This window comes from Phytohabitans flavus (assembly GCF_011764545.1).
GTDB lineage: Bacteria > Actinomycetota > Actinomycetes > Mycobacteriales > Micromonosporaceae > Phytohabitans > Phytohabitans flavus.
Genome location: NZ_AP022870.1, coordinates 5,838,552 through 5,857,168, shown reverse-complemented (window position 1 = coordinate 5,857,168; position 18,617 = coordinate 5,838,552). Strand labels below are relative to the sequence as shown.

At 70.2% G+C, this 18,617-nt stretch carries 16 protein-coding genes, 1 tRNA gene and 1 pseudogene; 9 read left to right on the top strand and 9 right to left on the bottom strand.

Annotated elements, in window-relative coordinates:
- Positions 1-6: 6 nt before the first annotated feature.
- Positions 7-411, bottom strand: a complete 405-nt coding sequence (locus Pflav_RS25625; RefSeq protein WP_173038862.1) for a YjbQ family protein — start codon at positions 409-411, stop codon at positions 7-9.
- A gap of 21 nt (positions 412-432) precedes the next feature.
- Between Pflav_RS25625 and Pflav_RS25620 the strand changes: the two genes are divergently transcribed.
- Complete coding sequence (locus tag Pflav_RS25620; RefSeq protein ID WP_173038861.1) at positions 433-2,049, top strand: DUF4139 domain-containing protein; 1,617 nt, start codon at positions 433-435, stop codon at positions 2,047-2,049.
- Here Pflav_RS25620 and Pflav_RS25615 read toward each other — a convergent pair whose 3' ends face one another.
- Positions 2,050-3,621 carry an alkaline phosphatase D family protein gene (locus Pflav_RS25615; RefSeq protein WP_173038860.1) on the bottom strand — a complete coding sequence of 524 codons (1,572 nt, stop codon included), beginning with the start codon at positions 3,619-3,621 and terminating at the stop codon, positions 2,050-2,052.
- A 151-nt stretch (positions 3,622-3,772) separates the two neighbouring features.
- On the opposite strand from Pflav_RS25615, the gene Pflav_RS25610 reads away from it, so the two are divergent.
- The 5 genes and pseudogenes from Pflav_RS25610 to Pflav_RS25590 all read left to right on the top strand — a co-directional run bounded on the left by Pflav_RS25610 (position 3,773) and on the right by Pflav_RS25590 (position 8,096).
- Positions 3,773-4,432, top strand: coding sequence for a DUF6766 family protein (locus Pflav_RS25610; RefSeq protein WP_173038858.1), 660 nt, complete (start codon positions 3,773-3,775; stop codon positions 4,430-4,432).
- 99 nt (positions 4,433-4,531) lie between these two features.
- A pseudogene (locus Pflav_RS25605) lies at positions 4,532-6,867 on the top strand (thiamine pyrophosphate-dependent enzyme).
- 106 nt (positions 6,868-6,973) lie between these two features.
- On the top strand, positions 6,974-7,408 hold the full coding sequence (locus Pflav_RS25600; protein WP_173038856.1) for a DUF3052 domain-containing protein: 435 nt from the start codon (positions 6,974-6,976) through the stop codon (positions 7,406-7,408).
- Positions 7,409-7,486: 78 nt separating this feature from the next.
- A complete protein-coding gene (locus tag Pflav_RS25595) occupies positions 7,487-7,951 on the top strand; it encodes a peroxiredoxin (RefSeq protein WP_173038853.1) in 465 nt (154 codons plus the stop codon).
- Positions 7,952-8,024: 73 nt separating this feature from the next.
- A tRNA-Val gene (locus Pflav_RS25590) sits at positions 8,025-8,096 on the top strand.
- A gap of 286 nt (positions 8,097-8,382) precedes the next feature.
- Here Pflav_RS25590 and Pflav_RS25585 read toward each other — a convergent pair.
- The 3 genes from Pflav_RS25585 to Pflav_RS25575 all read right to left on the bottom strand — a co-directional run bounded on the left by Pflav_RS25585 (position 8,383) and on the right by Pflav_RS25575 (position 11,798).
- Positions 8,383-8,631 (bottom strand): hypothetical protein, encoded by a 249-nt coding sequence (locus Pflav_RS25585; protein WP_173038851.1) that lies wholly within the window; start codon positions 8,629-8,631, stop codon positions 8,383-8,385.
- A gap of 50 nt (positions 8,632-8,681) precedes the next feature.
- On the bottom strand, positions 8,682-9,086 hold the full coding sequence (locus tag Pflav_RS25580) for a four-helix bundle copper-binding protein (RefSeq protein ID WP_173038849.1): 405 nt from the start codon (positions 9,084-9,086) through the stop codon (positions 8,682-8,684).
- A gap of 63 nt (positions 9,087-9,149) precedes the next feature.
- Entirely contained in the window at positions 9,150-11,798 is a 2,649-nt protein-coding gene (locus tag Pflav_RS25575; RefSeq protein WP_173038848.1) for an ATP-binding protein, read from the bottom strand.
- A gap of 131 nt (positions 11,799-11,929) precedes the next feature.
- Here Pflav_RS25575 and Pflav_RS25570 point away from each other — a divergent pair, with 131 nt between their 5' ends.
- Both Pflav_RS25570 and Pflav_RS25565 read left to right on the top strand, forming a co-directional pair.
- Complete coding sequence (locus Pflav_RS25570) at positions 11,930-12,067, top strand: hypothetical protein (RefSeq protein WP_173038846.1); 138 nt, start codon at positions 11,930-11,932, stop codon at positions 12,065-12,067.
- Between the two features lie 495 nt (positions 12,068-12,562).
- Positions 12,563-12,841 carry a hypothetical protein gene (locus Pflav_RS25565; RefSeq protein WP_173038844.1) on the top strand — a complete coding sequence of 93 codons (279 nt, stop codon included), beginning with the start codon at positions 12,563-12,565 and terminating at the stop codon, positions 12,839-12,841.
- Positions 12,842-12,874: 33 nt separating this feature from the next.
- On the opposite strand, the gene Pflav_RS25560 is transcribed toward Pflav_RS25565, so the two are convergent.
- The 3 genes from Pflav_RS25560 to Pflav_RS25550 form a co-directional block, all read right to left on the bottom strand.
- Positions 12,875-14,113, bottom strand: a complete 1,239-nt coding sequence (locus Pflav_RS25560; RefSeq protein WP_173038842.1) for an RNA polymerase sigma factor — start codon at positions 14,111-14,113, stop codon at positions 12,875-12,877.
- Positions 14,114-14,121: 8 nt separating this feature from the next.
- Entirely contained in the window at positions 14,122-14,538 is a 417-nt protein-coding gene (locus Pflav_RS25555) for a YciI family protein (RefSeq protein WP_232072735.1), read from the bottom strand.
- A gap of 205 nt (positions 14,539-14,743) precedes the next feature.
- On the bottom strand, positions 14,744-15,796 hold the full coding sequence (locus tag Pflav_RS25550) for a hypothetical protein (protein WP_173038838.1): 1,053 nt from the start codon (positions 15,794-15,796) through the stop codon (positions 14,744-14,746).
- 121 nt (positions 15,797-15,917) lie between these two features.
- Here Pflav_RS25550 and Pflav_RS25545 point away from each other — a divergent pair, with 121 nt between their 5' ends.
- Positions 15,918-18,245 carry a glutamate-cysteine ligase family protein gene (locus tag Pflav_RS25545; protein ID WP_173038836.1) on the top strand — a complete coding sequence of 776 codons (2,328 nt, stop codon included), beginning with the start codon at positions 15,918-15,920 and terminating at the stop codon, positions 18,243-18,245.
- A gap of 7 nt (positions 18,246-18,252) precedes the next feature.
- Here Pflav_RS25545 and Pflav_RS25540 read toward each other — a convergent pair whose 3' ends face one another.
- A complete protein-coding gene (locus Pflav_RS25540; protein ID WP_173038833.1) occupies positions 18,253-18,516 on the bottom strand; it encodes a DUF3040 domain-containing protein in 264 nt (87 codons plus the stop codon).
- Positions 18,517-18,617 lie beyond the last annotated feature (101 nt).

Below are 18,617 nucleotides of genomic sequence, written 5' to 3'. Positions count from 1 at the left end.
AACCCGTCAACCTGGGAGGAAGGAAAAGCGGACCTGCCGGCTGGGGTTGTCGGCGTTCGTGTCGACGAGGCAGATCGACTGCCAGGTGCCCAGCGCGACCCGCCCGCCCACCACCGGCAGGGACGCGTAGGGGGCGACGAACGCGGGCACCACGTGGTCCCGTCCGTGCCCCTTGGCGCCGTGCCGGTGCCGCCAGCGGTCGTCCGTGGGGAGCACCGAGTCGAGGGCGGTTAGCAGGTCGTCGTCGGAGCCGGCGCCGGTCTCGATGATCGCCACGCCGGCGGTCGCGTGCGGCACGAAGACGTGCAGCAGCCCGTCCCCCTGTCCGTCCACGAAGGCGGCCGCCTCGCTCGTGATGTCGCGGACGGTGGCGCGCCCGCCGGTCTTCACGGTGATCACCTCTGTGTGCATGCCGCCAGTATGGTTTGACCCGTGCAGACATCGGTGCTCGACGCCCCAATCGTGGCGGTCACGGTCTATCCGGACCGGGCCCGGGTGACCCGCCGCGGCAAGCTGCAACTGCCCGCCGGCCTGAGTACGGTCCACATCGGACCCCTGCCGCTCGGGCTGCACCGCGACTCGGTCCGGGTCGGCGGCCACGGCCCGGCCACCGTGCTCGGTGTCGATGTGGTCATCCGCCACCAGGCCCGCACCGCCGACGAGACCGTCGCCGAGGTCGAGGAGGCCCGCCGGGCGGTCCTCGCCGAGCTGGCCGAGCTCGCCGACGCCGAGGCGGTCGAGGCGCAGCGGGCGGAGTTCCTCGCCACGCTCGCCCAGCGGGCCGGCTCGACGTACGCGCGGACCGTCGCGGCGGGCGAGTCCGACCCGGCGGCCGTGGCCGCGTTCGCCGACTCGATCGCCGATCAGCTCGGCGCCGGCAAGGCCCGCCAGCGCGACCTCGCCCGCCGGGCCGAGGAGGCCCGGGACCGCAAGGCCGCGCTCGACCGCCGGCTGAAGGAGCTTTCCGGCAAGCGGGGGCCGGACCAGCTGGCGGCCGCGGTCAGCCTCCAGGTCTCCGCCGCCGAGGGGGTCGAGCTGGAGCTGTCGTACGTGGTGGACGGCGCCGGCTGGGAGTCGACATATGACGTGCGCCTCGCCGACGACCGGCTGGCGGTCTCCTGGTTCGGGCTGGTGACCCAGCACACGGGGGAGGACTGGCCGGAGTGTGAGCTCGTGCTCTCGACCGCCCGCCCGGCGACCACCACGACCGTGCCCGACCTCGACCCGTGGTACCTCGACCGCATCCGCCCGCTGCCGGTCGCGCGGGCCGTGGCGGCCTCCCGGAGCAAGGAGATGCTGCGTGGCGCCGGCGCGCCGCTTCCGCCGCCCGCGGCCGCGCCCGGCGCGATGCCGCTCAGTTACGGGGCCGACGCCAGCGCGGACGCCGAGATGGCCATGCTGGAGGTGAGCACCGGTGTGGTCGAGCAGGGGGTCGCCGCGGCGACGTACCGTCCGGAGCACCCGGTCGCGGTCCCGGCCGACGGCACCGCCCACCGGGCCACGGTGGCCGTGCTCGACCTGGGCGCCGAGCTCGACTACGTGACCGCGCCGGCCCAGTCGCCCGACGCCTATTTGCGGGCCACCGCGGTGAACGCCTCGGCGCACACCCTGCTGCCCGGCCCGGCCTCGGTCTTCCACGACGCCGACTTCGTGGGCACCACCCGGCTGGAGACGTGGGCGCCGGGCGAGGAGGTGGAGCTGGCGCTCGGCCTCGACGACCGGATCCGGGTGGAGCGCAAGCTGACCCGGCGTACGGCGACGAAGGCGGCGCTCGGCTCGACCCGGCGGCGCGAGGTGGAGTACCGGACCACGGTCGCCAACCACACGCCGCGGCCGGCCAAGGTCACCGTGCTGGACCAGATCCCGGTCTCCCGGGACGAGGGGATCACGGTGCGGGCGTTCAAGGTCGATCCCAACCCGGTCGACCGCACCGAGCTGGGCGTGCTGAGCTGGAAGCTGGAGCTGGCCCCGGGCGAGACCAAGGAGGTCAACATGGGCCTGCGCGTGGAGCTCGCCCGGGGTGTGGAGATGTCCGGCTGGCGGGAGTGATCACCCAAGCGGGCGCAGGTACGTCTGGTGCAGGCCGGGCACCCGGTCCTCCACCGTGTACGAGGCGCGCGTGTGGACGGGCGCGCCGGGCGTGGTCACGTACGGCACGACCTTGAAGTCCGCGTCCAGCCGGTCTGCCCTGATCTTGGTGGAGACGTACCCGCGCTGGTTGTTGTAGAAGCGCAGGTGCGGGTTGATCGCCATGAACGGGTGAGTGGTGGGGTCGGAGTCGGCGCCGTCGCCGGTCGAGGTGATCGAGGAGCAGACCAGTTCGGCGCCGACCGTGCGGGAGGTCGGGTCGGCGTAGTCGAGCTTGAGGTCGCTGGCCCAGTGCGCGTGGACGTCGCCGGTGAGCACGATCGGGTTGCGCACGCCGGCGGCCAGCCACCCGCGGGTGATGCGGTCGCGCGAGGCCGCGTACCCGTCCCAGGCGTCCTGGCTGGTCACGGTCGCCGGGCCGGCGTTGTTGTCCCGCTGGGCGAAGAAGACCTGCTGGCCGAGGACATCCCAGCGGGCCGACGAGCGGCGGAACCCGTCCAGCAGCCACGCCTCCTGCTCCGCCCCGGTGATCGAGCGGGCCGGGTCGTACGCGGCCGGGCACTCCTTGTAGCCGTCCCCGCAGCCCTGGTCGCTGCGGTACTGGCGGGTGTCGAGCATGTGGAACGTGGCCAGCCGGCCCCAGTGGATCCGCCGGTACAGCTGCATGTCTATGCCGCGCGGGATCGAGGTGCGGCGCAGCGGCATGTTCTCCCAGTACGCCTGGAACGCCGCCGCGCGCCGGGCCAGGAAGTTCGGCTGGGTGTTCTCCGGCACCTCGTCGGCCCAGTTGTTGTCCACCTCGTGGTCGTCCCACACCACGAGCCACGGCGCCGCCGCGTGCGCGGCCTGGAGGTCGGCGTCCGCCTTGTACTGCGCGTGCCGCTGCCGGTAGTTGGCCAGCGTCTCGGTCTCCGGGCCCTCGTGGTCGCGCGGGTTGCCGCCCGGGATGTTGTACGTGTCCTTCGTGTACTCGTACTGGTAGTCGCCCAGGTGCAGCACCAGGTCGGGCTCCTCCTCGGCCAGCCGCCCGTACGCGGTGAAGTAGCCGTGCTCGTACTGGGAGCAGGAGACGAACGCCATGGCGAGCGCGCCACCCAGCGCCCACGGCGCCGGCGCGGTGCGGGTGCGGCCGACCGGCGAAACGTAGCGGTCGGCCTTGAAGCGGTAGAAGAACTCGCGGCCGGGCGGCAGCCCGTTCAGCTCGACGTGCACACTGTGCGCGGCCTGCGGGCGGGCCAGCGCGACGCCGCGGCGCACCACGTGCCGGAAGCGCTCGTCGGCGGCGAGCTCCCAGTGCACCGCGACCGGGCGGTTGGGCATGCCGCCGAGGCCATCCTCGGCCAGCGGCTGCGGAGCGAGGCGCGTCCAGAGCACGAAGCCGTCGTGGTCCGGGTCGCCGGAGGCGACACCTAGCGTGAACGGGTCTGTCCGAAGCGGCCCACCGGAGGCCGAGGCAGCGGTGCCGGGCAGCGTCGCGCCGGCGGCGCCGGCGGCGACACTGCCGATGATCAGAGTACGCCGGGATACGGGCATCGTTTCCTCCCCAGGGATCGACGAATACCGACATCCGCAGCCTTCCGACCAACCGTTCCGTCAATGGATCTTGATGTTGAACACGCTCGGAACAGGCGGTGTACTTAGCCGCCAGGCATGAGATCGACTGACACAGGGAAGTAGTCGGTCCATGCGTCGCTGGCTTTGGTTCAACGCACTCGCCCTGGTGACGTTTGGCGCGTTCCTGCTGTTTCTGGTGTTGCAGAGTGTGTTCGGGTGGCAGATGCGCAACGAGCAGCTGGTGCAGTTCGGCCGTGAGCCCGCCAGCTACTGGGTGTACCTCGGCAGTGGCCACTTCATCGAGGCCGTGTTCGAGAACTGGGAGTCCGAGTTCCTTCAGATGGGCTCGTACGTGCTGCTGACCGGGTACCTCGTCCAGCGCGGCTCGCCGGAGTCCAAGCCGCTGCACCAGACAGACCGTCCCGACGACTACCCGGAGGCGGCCGGTGCCAACTCACCCGCCTTTGCCAAGAAACGCGGGCTGGCGTACGTGTTCTACCGCAACAGCCTCTCCATCGTGCTGTTCGCGGGCTTCTTCCTGTCGTTCGCGCTCCACGTGCTCGGCGGCACGGCCGACTACAACGAGGTGCAGAAACTGGAGCATGGCGCGCCGCCGGTCAGCCCGGGGAAGTTCGTCACCACCAGCGACTTCTGGTTCCAGTCAATGCAGAACTGGCAGAGCGAGTTTCTCGCGGTCGGTGCGTTAATCGTGCTCAGCATCGTGCTGCGCCAACACGGCTCTCCCCAGTCGAAGCCGGTGGTCAGTTCAGACGCTCACACCGGCGAGTAGCGCCTTGGGGCGTAGCGCGCCCGCGATGGGTAACGGCTACCACGAGCATCGAAGCGGGTGACGGACGGTCCGGGTGGCCGGGGTGGGCCTGAGTCGGTAATGCTGTGCACCGTGACCACCCCTCAAGATCTGGACGAGCGTTTCCGGGAGGCGGTAGGCGGCCTGACCGAGTCCACGGGCCAGCAGGAGCCCGGGGCGCCGGTGCGCGAGGGCACGCTGCTCACCGGGACCGCCGCGCTCGACCTGTTCGACGCCCAGCTCACCAGCCGTCACCTCGACCTGGCCGGGCGCTGGCTGCGCAGCTTCGGCGAGGGGTTCTACACGATCGGCTCCTCAGGGCACGAAGGCAACGCCGCCGTCGCCGCCGCCGTGCGCGTCACCGATCCGGCCTTGCTGCACTACCGGTCCGGCGCGTTCTACTGCATGCGCGTGGCACAGGCCAGGCCGGTCGCCGAGGAGGAGAACGACGACGGCGCGGTCAGCGTCGCCGCCCGGGACGTGCTCCGCGGCATGGTGGCCTCGAGCCAGGAGCCGATTGCCGGTGGGCGGCACAAGGTCTTCGGCAACGCGGACCTGCACGTGATACCGACCACGTCCACAGTGGCCTCCCACCTGCCGCGCGCGGTGGGCGTCGCGTTCGCGATCGAGCGGCTGCGGCGGCTCAGTCCCGCGGCCCGGGCCATGCGCACCGCCCGCCCGCATCTGGACGCGCAGTCGCCGTGGCCGGCGGACGCGATCGCGGTGTGCTCCTTCGGTGACGCCTCGGTCAACCACGCCAGCGCGGCGGCCGCGTTCAACACCGCCGGCTGGTGCGACCACTCCGGGGTGCGCCTCCCCGTGCTCTTCGTGTGCGAGGACAACGGCCTGGGCATCAGCGTCCGCTCGCCCTCCGGCTGGGTGGCGGCCGCGCTGCGCGCGCGGCCGGGGATCAAATACTTCGCCGCGGACGGCTGTGACCTCGCGGCGGCCTTCGACGCGGCGACAGAGGCGGCAGCCTGGGTACGCCGGCACCGCCGCCCCGCCGTCCTCCACCTGACCACCGTGCGGCTCATGGGGCACGCGGGGGCGGACGCCGAGACCGCGTACCGCGCGTCGAGCGAGATCGCCGCCGACGTGGCGCGCGACCCGCTCGTGGCCACCGCGCGCCTGCTGGTGGCCGCCGGCCTGGCCCGGCCGGACGAGATCGTGTCGCGGTACGACGAGGTGGGCTGGCAGGTCCGCAAGGTCGCCGAGGAGGTGATCGCCGAGCCCAAGCTCGACGGCCCGGCCGACGTCGCCGCCCCGCTGGCGCCCCGCCGGCCGGTACGCGTGGCGAAGGCGATCGCCGAGGCCGCCTCGCGGGCGGAGGGACCGTCCGCCGCCGCCCGGGACGCCGGGTTCTCCGCGCGGCTGCCGGAGGAGGCTGGCCCGCTGACGCTCGCTCAGACGATCAATGCGGCGCTCGCCGACGGGATGGTCGCCAACCCGGGCATGGCGCTCTTCGGCGAGGACGTGGCGGTCAAGGGCGGGGTGTACGGGGTCACGAAGGGCCTGCGGGACCGCTTCGGTGCCTCCCGGGTCTTCGACACCCTGCTGGACGAGACGTCGATCCTCGGCCTCGGCTTGGGTGCGGGGCTGAGCGGCATGCTGCCGGTGCCGGAGATCCAGTACCTCGCGTACCTGCACAACGCCGAGGACCAGATCCGCGGCGAGGCCTCCACCATGCAGTTCTTCTCCCGCGGCGCGTACCGCAACCCGATGGTGGTGCGGGTCGCCGGGCTGGCGTACCAGGAAGGGTTCGGCGGGCACTTCCACAACGACAACTCGGTGGCTGTGCTCCGGGACATTCCCGGCATCGTGGTCGCGGTACCGGCCCGGCCCGACGACGCCGCGCCGATGCTCCGCACCTGCCTGGCAAGTGCGGCCGTTGACGGCAGCGTGTGCGTGTTCCTGGAGCCGATCGCTCTCTACCACACTCGCGATCTGTACGCCGAGGGTGATGGTGAGTGGCTGGCACCGTACCTGTCGCCGGACGCATGGGCGGCCGCTCACGTGCCGATCGGGCGGGCCCGCGTGTACGGCGTGGGCTCGGCCGAGGACATCACGATCATCACATTCGGCAACGGTGTACGCATGTCGCTGCGCGCCGCCGCCCGCTTGGCCAGCGAGGGCGTAGGCTCCCGCGTCGTGGACCTGCGCTGGCTGGCCCCGCTGCCCGTGGCGGACATCATCCGCGAGGCGTCCGCGACCGGTCGGGTCCTCATCGTCGACGAGACGCGCCGCTCCGGGGAGTCGGCGAGGGGGTTCTCGCCGCTCTTGTCGACGGGGGATTCGTAGGTGCGGCGCGGCGAATCGCGTCAGTTGACTCATTCATCCCGCTAGGTCCGGCCGCCCGTCATGTGCTCGTGACCGAAGATGCCATCACACAGGGTGCCCGAGGGCTTCTGGCACGGTAAATTGCCTTCCACTCGGTGCGCCACTTGCGCCCGGCGACGCACTTGTGTGGACTACGCGCTATCGGCGGTTGACGCCGGGAGTGTTGAGATGAGGAGGCACGCGACAGTGAGCGCGACCGCTGGTCAGGCCGCCGACGGCGTACGCAGCCTGGCGGACCGGTTCGGCATCGAGCCGGGGATGGTGGTCATGGAGATGGGGTACGACGACGACGTCGACGAGGATCTCCGCGACGCCCTTATTGACCGCTGCGGGGAGCTGGTCGACGAAGACACGGACGAGGTCGTGGACGCGGTGCTGGTCTGGTACCGCGACGGCGACGGTGACTTGTTCGACCTGCTCGTCCAGACCCTCACGCCGCTGGCCGACAGTGGCGTGGTGTGGCTGCTGACGCCCAAGGCTGGCCGGCCTGGGCACGTCGAGCCGAGCGAGATCAGCGAGGTGGCACCGACCGCCGGACTGCAGCAGACCTCGACGGTCAACGCGGGTAAGGATTGGAGTGCCGCACGGCTCGTCACGCCGCGCGCCGCTCGCAAGAAATAACCCACCCGCGCGGGACCGGCGGGACGCACTGATCGACCGCCGGCCCGTCGCCATGCGTTCACGAGAAGGGTCACCCCGATGCCGATCGCGGTGGGCGCGGAGGCGCCCGACTTCCTCCTGCGCGACCAGAACAACCAGGAGGTGCGACTCTCCGACTTTCGCGGCCAAAAGCGAGTGCTGCTCGTGTTCTACCCGCTGGCCTTCACCGGCACCTGCCAGGGCGAGCTGTGCGAGGTCGCGGAAAACCTCGACGTGTACGCGAATGCGGACGTCCAGGTGCTGACGGTCAGTGTCGACTCGGTCTACAGCCACAAAGTGTGGGCCGACCGAGAGGGGTATGATTTTCCCCTTTTAGCTGACTTCTGGCCCCACGGCGCCGTGGCCGAGGCGTACGGGGTCTTCAACGCGGACCGCGGCTACGCCAACCGGGGCACGTTCGTCATCGACAAGACCGGCATCGTGCGATTCGCGGAGATGAACATGCCGGGCGATGCCCGCGACCAGACCGGCTGGCGCAAAGCGCTGGCCGAGGCGGAGTCCTGACCGGACAACTTGCGCCGAGCGTGCGGTCCCGGCAAGGTAAGCTTGCCGCCGCCTGGCTTCACATTCGGCGTCGGGGCGCGTAGCTCAGCGGAAGAGCACTCGGCTTACAACCGAGGGGTCGCAGGTTCGAACCCTGCCGCGCCCACAAGCTTGCGGCGGACGCTGTCCGCGGGGGGCGCGGACCTCAGTCGCTTGTCATTCCTATTCCGGGGCCGAGCCCCGGAAACCCCACGCGGGGTTGGTCGCGGTCCGCGGTTCGCGCAATCTCCCCTCGTGGTCGGCCCTGCCGAACCCCCGCAGACCCTGCGGTGCGGTGGTTGCGGTCCGTCGTTCCGTCCCTGTCGGCCACTCGGTTGCCCCTTGCCGAACCCCGGAGACCCTGAGGTGCGGTGGTTGCGGTCCGTCGTTGGGGTCGTGGGCGGGGTTGCGGGTTAGTGGGGGCCGGTGGGGCCGGTGAAGTCGGGGCGTAGGGCGCGGCCTGCGGGGCTGTGGGGATCGGGTTCGCCCTTGGTCTTGTCGACCTCCCGCTGGACCTCCTCCTCGCCCTGCACCATGCCCACGTCGTTGCCGGTCTCGTCGTCGACCTGTCCGTCACCTGGAGACAACGCCATCGCTCGGGTCAGCTCAGACAAGGGCAGCTTCTCCTCGTCCCGCCAGACGCCATCGGTGTCTGTACCCATGCCGAACGGGCTACCCACCCACGCCGCTCACAAACGGCACCCACCAGAGCTCACCGCAGCGCGACGATCAGGTCGCGGCAGACCCTCTCGCACGAACGGCACGCCTCGGCACAGACCCGGCAGTGCTGGTGCCGATCGGCGTGCCTCGCGCACTCTTCCGCGCAGGCGCGGCAGGCGGTCGCGCAGGCTTCCAGCATCGAGCGGCTGATCGCGCCGTCCTCGGCCGTGTGGCGGGAGAGCATGCGGGCGGTGGCGAGGCAGATGTCGGCGCAGTTGAGGTTGAGCGCGATGCAGCGGGTCAGGTCCGCGACAAGGTCTTCAGCGAGGCACGCGTCGGCGCACGCGGTACAGGTCTCCGCGCACGCGTTCAACGAGTCGATCGCCGCGGCGAGGCGGGTGCGGTCCACGTCGGCCCGCCGCGGGTGGGTCTCCAGCATGGAGAGCGTGGTGGTCATGGCGGCGCGATTTCCCCGTGACGGCCGTCTCATGCCGCCGTGTCACGTCTTGCCCAGCCCAGGTCACCGTGGGCAGGCGGCGATGAGAGCAGCGGTCTCTGTCGCCGCCCTTGCCATCCCGATGCGCTGGAAGATTGCCCCTGCCTTCCGGAGCGTCTCGACCGCGTTCCGTGAGTCGCCCTGCCGCAAGGTGCATCGACCTACGCCCTGCAGGGCGTTCGCCTCGCCGACTGGATAGTGCACCTGCCGCGCGAGGTTCAGAGCGCGCCGGAAGTGGCCCATTGCCTCATACGGCTGGTCACCGATGAGCATCAGCTCGCCGAGGTTGTTGAGCGCCTCGGCTTGGCCGAGCTGGTCGGAGAGCTGCTCGAAGAGGGCAAGCGCCCGCTCGTGCTCCTTGGCCGCGCCGCCACGGTCACCCGCCAGCCGCCGTACGACGCCGAGCTGGTTGACCATGTCGGCCTCACCGTGCCGGTTGTGCAGGTCTCGATAGAGCCTGAGGGCCTCGGTCAGCCGCTGCTCGGCCTCGGGCAGGTTTCCGGTGGAGCGATGGACGATGCCGAGGTAGTTCAGGGCATTGGCTTGGCCGGGGCGGTAACCGAGATCGCGATGCACCGTAAGCGCTTCGGACAGCGCGATCTCGCTCCCCTCGTAGTCACCCACCTGACATAGAGCCGAGCCAAGGTAATTGAGTACACGGGAGAGCCCATAGCGATCTCCGATGTCCCGGTAGATGATCAGTGCACGTTCCTGCACTTCGATGGCTCTGGGATATTCGCCAGTGAGCTGCTGCGCCATGCCGATCTGGGTGAGGGCGTTGGCCATGCCCTGGGGGTCGTCAAGATCCTCGTACAGCGTAAGCGCGAATTCGAGGCTTTCGAGTGCCGCCGAATAATCTCCACTGAAGTAGTGCACGGCGCCCAGTTCGTTGAGCGCGTCGGCCTCGCCGCGTGCGTCGCCAAGGCTTCGGTAGAGGCTGAGTGCCTGGCGTAGCCCTCCCGCCGCGCCCATGGCATTTCCCGATCGCCACCGCACACCGCTCAACTGGACGAGGGCCTCGGCGAGGCCGGGTCGGTGGCCGATCTCTTCGCAGAGTTCGCGGGCCTGCGTGAGGGTGCGCTCGGCGGCCACGGAGTGGCCAGTCAACCGCTCCAGGACGCCGAGTTCGATCAGCGCCTCGGCCCGCGACGGCTGATCGCCTGTCTGTCCCGCGAGAGCGGCGACGCTCCGGTGAATCGACATGGCGTGGTCCCACGGACCGGCAAGGCGCAGGTACGGCGCCATCGTTGCCGCCAACGCGCCGAGTCGAGCCGCCTCGCTCGGCGTGCGCATACCGCTGGCGCAAGCGAACAGGTTGGCGCGTTCGGCCTCCATCCACGCCATCGCCTGTTTCCGCGTGTGAATCACCGGCGCACTATCCGATTTCGTGCCAGTCCCGGGCCCGTAAGGACGGCGCGAGCGGTCGACCTGGCGAGACAGGTGGCGGGCCGCCTCCGCAGCGGCGTCGTGATAGTACGAGCGCAACCGCTCGACGGCCAGCTCCCGGTCCGCGGCGGGATCCTCTTCGGCGAGCATTCCCGAGTACTCGCGAATGAGATCGTGCATCCGGTATCGACCGTGTGTGGGCTGGTCGAGGAGGTGGTCGTCATAGAGAGCTTCCAGGTGGGTATGCGCCGTAGCCGGCGCGATGTCGTCCAGAGCCGCGGCGGCGTACGGGTCCATGTCGGGGCCTGGGTGAAGCCCGAGCCGGCGGAAGAAACGCTGGCGATCGGGAGACAGGCGCTCGTAGGAGAGGCCGAAGGCAGCGGCGACCGCCATGTCCTCGGCCTGCATGCGCGCGAGGCGGTGCCTGGTCTCCGCGAGTTCCTCCGCGATGTCGGCGATGCGCCAATGGGGCTCCGGCCGCAACCTTGTCGCCACGAGACATATCGCGAGCGGAAGGTAGCCGCTGAGGTGCATCAGTTCGGCGACCGCGTCCGTTTCCTCGGGGCTCAGGTGACGATCGGCGACCGTGGCGAATAGGGCGGTCGCGTCGTCTGGGGACAGGGTGTCGAGGGCGAGGCTCACCGGCACCTGCTGAGCCGCGAGCGCGGCCAGCCTACGTCGGCTCGTGATGATGACGAGACAGCTCCCCGCGCCGGGAAGGAGAGGCTGGACCTGCGACCGGCTCTCGGCGTTGTCGAGTATGAGCAAAGCACTGCGGCCGGCCAGCCGCTTACGCCACAGCGAGGCCCGCTCGTCCTGGCTCGCCGGTATCTGCGCCGGCCGGACGCCATCTGCCGACAGCAGCGCGAAGAGGGCATCGTTCGGATGCAGCGGACGGCGTCCAGCCGTGTGTGCGTGTAGGTCGACGAAGAACTGACCGTCGGGAAAACGGCTTTGCAGCATGTGTCCCGCGTGGATCGCCAGCGTCGTCTTGCCCACGCCAGGCATGCCGTCGATCGCATACAACGGAAGCGTGCTGGGCCCGGGGTGCTGGAGCAGAGTGTGCACGAGCGCCTTCAGTTCGCGACCACGCCCGACGAACGCCGCTATGTCGCGCGGGAGCGTGTTGGCGGGCACAGCGACTGTAGGCGTCCACAGCCGTTCGTAGAAGTACTGGTTTCCCGCCGCCTGGTAAACGCGATCATTGCTGCGCGCCTGGATATTGAGATCCGTCGTCGTGGGCTCGTCGCGTTCCTTCGGTCGCGGTCCGTCCTTGGCCGTAGTCATCACGATCCTCACGTAGGGTGTTGCAATAACCACGGTACGCGAGATCGGTGGCTGTCGTTCACTTCTGCTATTGATCCGACGTGGCCGCGGGAGGATGCGCACCATGATTTTTTTCGGCTGTGGATCCCGTCGTGATCGAGACCGAAAATACGATCTTCGAGTTTGCCTGCGCGGAGGAGCGTTTCGTACTTGCAACGCTAATCCCTCAAAATGCGAAGCGGTCGGCCGGCGTTGGAACGTTGGCGGGCGACATGAAGGGCGACCATTGAGTGAAGGTGGGCGATTGCGCGAAGGTCGGCGTGGCCAAGCAAATGTGGCAATCATCCCGAGTGCAAATATCGAGCGCTAGCGCGCGACTTGCCGGCGTTCGGCCTGGCGCGATACGGACTCGGATAAGCGAACCTGCGATTCGAGTGAATTAGTAACCCGCTCGGGATGGCCGCTACCCGAAATGGCGCCGCACGCTGATGCGCGGACTACCTTAGCGGTGTCTTAAGTCGACCGCGTCCGGCGAACCTGTGTGCGAGCCATCGCTGAGCGTAGCGGTCTCTTGCAACCGACGAGTCCTCAGTGGACCCCGTTGAAACCCGTGGCTCCACTGCGGTAACTTCCATCGTCGGAGGCGGTTGGGTGCCCCCTGCGAGCATGTCGGCGGGGCTACGGGCAGTCATCTATGATCTTCTGCAACAGGGTAGTCGTATCGAGTTGGTGGGCGGATGACGGGCGTGTCCCTGGTCGCCCAGCCTGGACGCGAGGGAGCTTAGGTGGTCCGCCGAATTGGTGCTAGGGCAACGCTGGTCGCTGTGTTGGCTGCTTGCGCCGGAGTCGGCGTCGTGGCGCAGGACTGGTCGCTGACGGCATCGATTCTTGGCTATCCGCACTGGGAATGTCTGCTCTTCGGATCGGCCGGTGCGGAGTTTGGCGCGCAATTGCAGGCTGCATCTGGCCTTATCTCCAAGTATCCGCACTGGGAATCTATGCAGTCCGTTGCGTCAGCGCTGGCCGACGCGTTTATCGGCGCATTGTCGGCGGCGTCGCGATAGCGTCCGCTCTCCTGGTGGCCGACGCTCGGCCGTTCAGGGGTGCAGGCGTGCGGCGCGGGCGCGCAGGTAGCGCTGCTGCGGCAGGCTCGTCGTGCGGCCGGCCGCCAGCTCGTACGTCGCGTGCGCCGCCGCCCGCTCGCCGGCCATCTCCAGCAGGTGCGCGCGTACCGCGTGCAGCCGATGGTCGCGGGCGATCCGCTCGTCGGCCGCCAGCCGCTCGAGCAGGTCGAGGCCGGCAGGCGCGCCGCGCGCCATGGCCACCGCGACGGTGTGGTTGAGCGCGACCACAGGGTTGTCCGACATCTTCATCAGCACCTCGTACAGGGCCAGGATCTGCGGCCAGTCCGTGGCCTCCGCGCTCGGGGCCTCGTCGTGGACCGCGGCGATCGCGGCCTGGATCTGGTACGGCCCGGGCGCCCCCTTTGGCAGCGTGGCACTGATCAGCGCGACGCCCTCCGCGACGTTCGCCGCGTTCCACCGGGTCCGGTCCTGCTCCGCCATCGGGACCAGCTCGCCGTCCGGCCCGGTTCGCGCCGGCCGCCGCGCGTCGGTCAGCAGCATGAGTGCGAGGAGGCCGGCCACCTCGGGGTCGTCGGGCAGCAGCCGGTGCACCATGCGGGCCAGCCGGATCGCCTCGGTGGCGAGCTCGGCGCGCTGGAGGGCCGGGCCGGACGTTGTCGCGTACCCCTCATTGAAGATCAGATAGAGGACGTGGAGGACGGCGGCCAGGCGGTCGGTGCGGTCCTCGGGTCTCGGCATCCCGAAGGGAATGCCGCTCTGCTGGATGCTCTGCTTCGCCCGGCTGATCCGCCGGGTCATCGTGCCCTCGGGCACCAGGAAGGCGCGCGCGATCTCCGCAGTGGTCAGGCCGCCCACCGCGCGCAGCGTCAGCGCGATCTGGCCGGCCGGCGTGAGCGCCGGGTGGCAGCACATGAACAGCAGGATCAACGTGTCGTCGGAGTCGGACGCGGGCCGGTCCGCGGCGGGCGCCAGCCACTGCTCGGGCAGTACCCGCTGGGCGACCGTGGCCTCGCGCCGCTGCCGGGCCTGCTCGGCGCGGAGTAGGTCGGTGAGGCGCCGCGCGGCGACGGTGACCAGCCAGCCGCGCGGGCTGTCCGGCACCCCCTCCTTCGGCCATTGGAGCGCCGCCGCGAGCAGCGCCTCCTGCACCGCGTCCTCGGCGGTGTCGAAGTGCCCGTACCGCCGCACGACCGCGCCGAGGACCTGCGGCGCGAGCGTGCGCAGCAGATCCTCGACCGCGGCCTCCGACACGGCGCGGCTCAGAGCTCCAACTCGTCGAAGCCGTCCACGATCGGGCGGATGTCGACGTACCACTCGTTGCGGGGCTGGGCGTGCTCCGGGTGCGGCGTTTGCGCCAGCTTGGCCGCGATCTCGGTGGCCCGGTCGAAGCTCTCGCACTCGACGATCGTGTAGCCGGCGAGCACCTCCTGCGTCTCCGCGTACGGCCCGTCGGTCACCACCGGCACGCCGTCCTGTACGCGCACGCGCCGCGCGAGCACGGGAGCGGTGAGGCCACGCGCGTCGACGAACTCGCCGGACTCCACGAGCTCCCCGTTCCACTTGCCCATGAACTCGTGCATGGCGCCGATCTCCTCCGGCGTCCAGGCCGGCGCGTCGCCCACCTGCTTGCCGGTGATCATGTCGTAGTCCTGCTGCGATCCCATCAGCATGATCATGTATTTCACGCCGCGCTCCTCTCCATCCGGCGCCCTTGCGGCGCCGTCACGGGAGACGTCGAAGCCGCCGCCCGGCACCGGACATCGCCACCCGCAGGCTACGAGACGAGAGGCGAAAGCGCCGACGGTCCAGCAGGCCCGGCCGCTGGACCCGGTACGAGGCGGACGCCCGACGCGGCCGTCAGGCAGCGTCGCGGTGCCGGCTTCAGGCGGCGTTGGCGAGCGATTCACCCGGGATGGCCATGGCCGGTCCGACCGGTAACGCCTCGCAGTCGGTCGCTGGCTCGGGCAGGCGCAGCAGCCGGTAGACCTGTTCGCGCAGCGATTGGGCGGCCCGGCCCGGGCGCGACGTGACCGCGGCCGCCACCGACTCGTACCGTGCTGGGTCGAATGCCTCGACCGCCTCCCGTAGGTACGCGATGAGCGGCCGTTCCGGGCGCACCACCGGCGCTGCCAGCGACAGCGCCATCGCGGGGGAGTCGGGTGCGCTTCCCGGCGGCAACCGGACCGCGCTGAGTACCGGCACGCCGGCGGCAGCCGCGTAGACGGTCGCCGCGCCGTAGTCGCCCAGGACGACGTCGGCCGCGCACACGAGTCCGCGCCAGGTGGCCGGATCGACGATTCGCAGTCCGGCCCGCCGCCGTCGCTCCAGCCAGGCGAGCAGCGGGCGGCTGAGGTGCCCGTACCAGGCACTCGGGTGTAGCCCCAGCACCACCGCGAACTCGTCCCTCGGCAGGGCGCCCAGCACGTCGAACAGCGCGGCCGGCGCTCGTCCCAGCAGAGAGTCGGGGCCGTGCGTCGAGGTGACCGCGACGAGGACTCGGCCGTCCGCCACGCCCAGAGCCCGCCGGTACGCGGCGCGGTGCGGGCGGCTCCGGACCAGGCGATCCAGGCACAGGTCGCCGGTCACGGCCGCGGTCGGCCTGGTCTGCGGCACGTGTACGAGATCCTGGTGCGGCACCGCCAGCGCGTCCGGTCGCCGGCTGTCGTGCCAGGCCGACCAGGGTGTGCTGAGGTCGCCCATCACGGCGGGTGTGATGGCCAGCCATGGGCCACGGTGACGCCGTGCGCCGCCGCACCCACCCGTGATGACGAGGTCGAAGTCCGCCCGCGCAGCCGAGGTGTCGGGTGCCGACGTGCAGACCACGTGGATCCGGTGGTCCGGCACCAGGAGATCGACGGCGTCGAGCACATGACTGGCGGTCGCCATGTGCGCGACCGCCAGGACTGTGCGCTGAGTCGCGCGGATAAGTGCCATGCCAAGACGATGCGGTGGCCAGCTGGACGAAATCCGGGCGCGAAGCCGGACACGATTCCGGACGCGGTCACCGAATGCGCAGGTGAACGAGGCGGAAAAATATGCGTGTCACACTTCGACGATGGACATCCGACTGCTCGGCGATGTCGAGATCGAGGCGGGCGGAGTCACGTACGCACTGGATCGCGCGGCCGAGCGCTGTGTGCTCGCCACGTTGGCATTCAACGCGGGACGTGTCGTGCCGCTGGGCACATTCATCGCGCATGTCTGGGGAGAGCATCCGCCGGCGAAGGCGGAGGAGACGGTCGCCACCTATGTACGCGCCGCGCGCCGGATGATCGAGCAAGCCGGTGGCGGCCGGGAATGGATAGTGAATCGGCGGCTCGACGGCTACCGGCTCGATGCCGACCCGGATCTTGTCGACCATCGGCGTTTCACCGATCTCGCCGCCACCGCCCGTGCGTTCGCGCGGAAGGGTGACGATTCGCGCGCGGTCGAGACGTTCGAGCGCGCTCTCCGGCTCTGGCGGGGCGAGGCCCTCGCCAACGTCACCGGCCAATGGGCCGAGCTTCGGCGCCACGGGCTGCGGCTGGAGCGACTCAAAGCCGCGTACGACATGCTGGATCTGCTGTTGCGCGCGGGCGCGTACGGCGAGGTGGTGATTCGAGCCGCCGAGCTGGTGGAGGAGGAGCCGACCGAGCGGGGCATGGCGCTCGCCGTCCGTGGGCTGGCCGGCAGCGGCCAGCGGGCGCTTATCCCGTCGTTCCTCGCGCGGGCGGCCGAGCAGATGTGGGAGGTGAGCGGAAGCCGGCCGAGCGCCGACCTCGTCGCGCTCGCGCGGCGGCTGGCCCGCGAGCCCGAGGGCCCTCCGGCGGCCGCACCGCCACCACCGGCAGAGGCGCGCGCCACTGTCGTGATGAACGCCCGCAACGCCACGAACATCTACCAGGCGGCCGGCGACCAGTACTTCTTCACCACCCCACCCCGGGTGCGACAGGCGCCTGACGCGCGCCGCGCGCGGACATCAAAAACCGCACGGACATCAAAAACACAGCCTTGCCCTCCGCCATCGATGTGTGTTCGTGTAGTTACAGGTGGTCACCGTCTGCGTGGGGAGGCGATGGTGGAGCTTGAGGGCCTGTTCACACCGGCGGCGGAGGAGCGGATCGGGATCGAGGTCGAGTGCGGCCTCGTCGACGATCGCCTCGGGCAGAGCGCACCCTATGACGGGCAGTGCGGCTCGCGGGCGTTGTTGGAGCGCGTCCGGCACGAGCTCGGCGCCGAGCCGATCAACGAAGCGGGCGCGCTGGTCGGCGTGGAGTTGGCCCACGGCGCGCAGGTGTCGCTGGAGCTGGGCGGCGCGATCGAGTACTCCTCGCCTCCGTTCCGGTCGCTCAGCGATCTTGTCGCGACCACCCGGCACGACCTGAGGGCGATCGCCTCGATCGCCGCGCGGTCCGGGCTCGCGTTGTTGCCGGGCGGGCTTGTGCCCTTCACGCCGAGGGAGCGGATCCCATGGGCGCCGAAGCCACGGATCGACATCATGCGCCGCTACTTCCAGGGGCTGGGGCCCGCTGCGGCGTACGCGGAGAACGTCATGGGTCTGACCCTCTCCACACAGACCACAGTGGACTATGTGTCGCCAGAGGACTTCCGGGAAAAGTTGGCACTACTGGTGAAGGCGGCACCTATCGCGGCGGCGCTCTTCGTCAACTCGCCGATCGAGGAGGGACGGCCGACCGGGGTGCTCTCCCGGCGGATGCAGATGTGGGGGTACGTGGATCCGAGCCGGTGCGGCGTCCTCGGTTTCGCGGTGCGGCCGGATCTGTCGTTCGCCGACGTGGTCGAGTGGGGGAGCGCGCTCCCAATGATTTACCGGCGGGTGGGCACCGGCTACGTGCCCGGGCCGGAGCGGCCGTTCCGGGAGCTTGTCGAGCACGGCTTCGGCGACGGCACCGCACCGGGGCTGGACGACTGGCGTGGCCACCTGTCGCAGGTGTGGCCACAGGTGCGGGCGCGGCACACGTTGGAGATGCGGGCGTTCGACGGGCCGCCGTGGGAGGCACTCGCGGCCGCACCGGCGTTCTGCGTGGGGTTGGCCTACCACGCACCGGCGCGGCGGGCGGCGCTCGCGTTGCTCGACGGCCTCACCGCCGCGGACCTGGCGCAGGCGTCGGAGTACGTGGCGGTCAAAGGGCTCGACGCGATGGTGGGTGACCGATCGGTGGGCGGCACCGCCGAGGCCCTGCTCGGTCTTGCCCGCCAAGGTTTGCGGGCGCGTGCCGTCGCCGGCTTGGAGCGGGCGGACGCGGAGCGTCTGCTCGACCCGCTCGACGAGGTGGTACGCACCGGAGTCACCTTCGCCGAGCGTGCGGTGTCGGACTGGACCGGCTCCCTGCGGGAGCGGCCCGCCGCACTCGTCGCGGCAGGCCGCGTGCCTTTCGCGTAGGACACCTCTACCAGTGCCGAGCCTTCAGGAGCAGGATCCCGGCGAATGCGAGTACCACAGCCGAAACCATCGCCGCGACCCAGCCGCCGATGAACGCGAGGATCGGCACCGTGGCCCATAGCAGGGCGCAGGCCGCGATCATGATCCTCAAGCGTTTGCGACCCCGCCGGGTCTCCGCGCCGTCGCCCATGCGGGCGACGAAGTCTGGATCTGTGGTACGAAGGTGTTGCGCCATCTCGTCGAGCCGGCGCCGCTCGTCGCTGCTGAGCATAACCGCGCACTTACCCAGGGCACGGTTCAGCCAAGCGTCGGACGAAGTGCCACTCTTAGCGGTGCCTTAAATCTCGTTGAGGTAGTCATCCGCCGCGGATA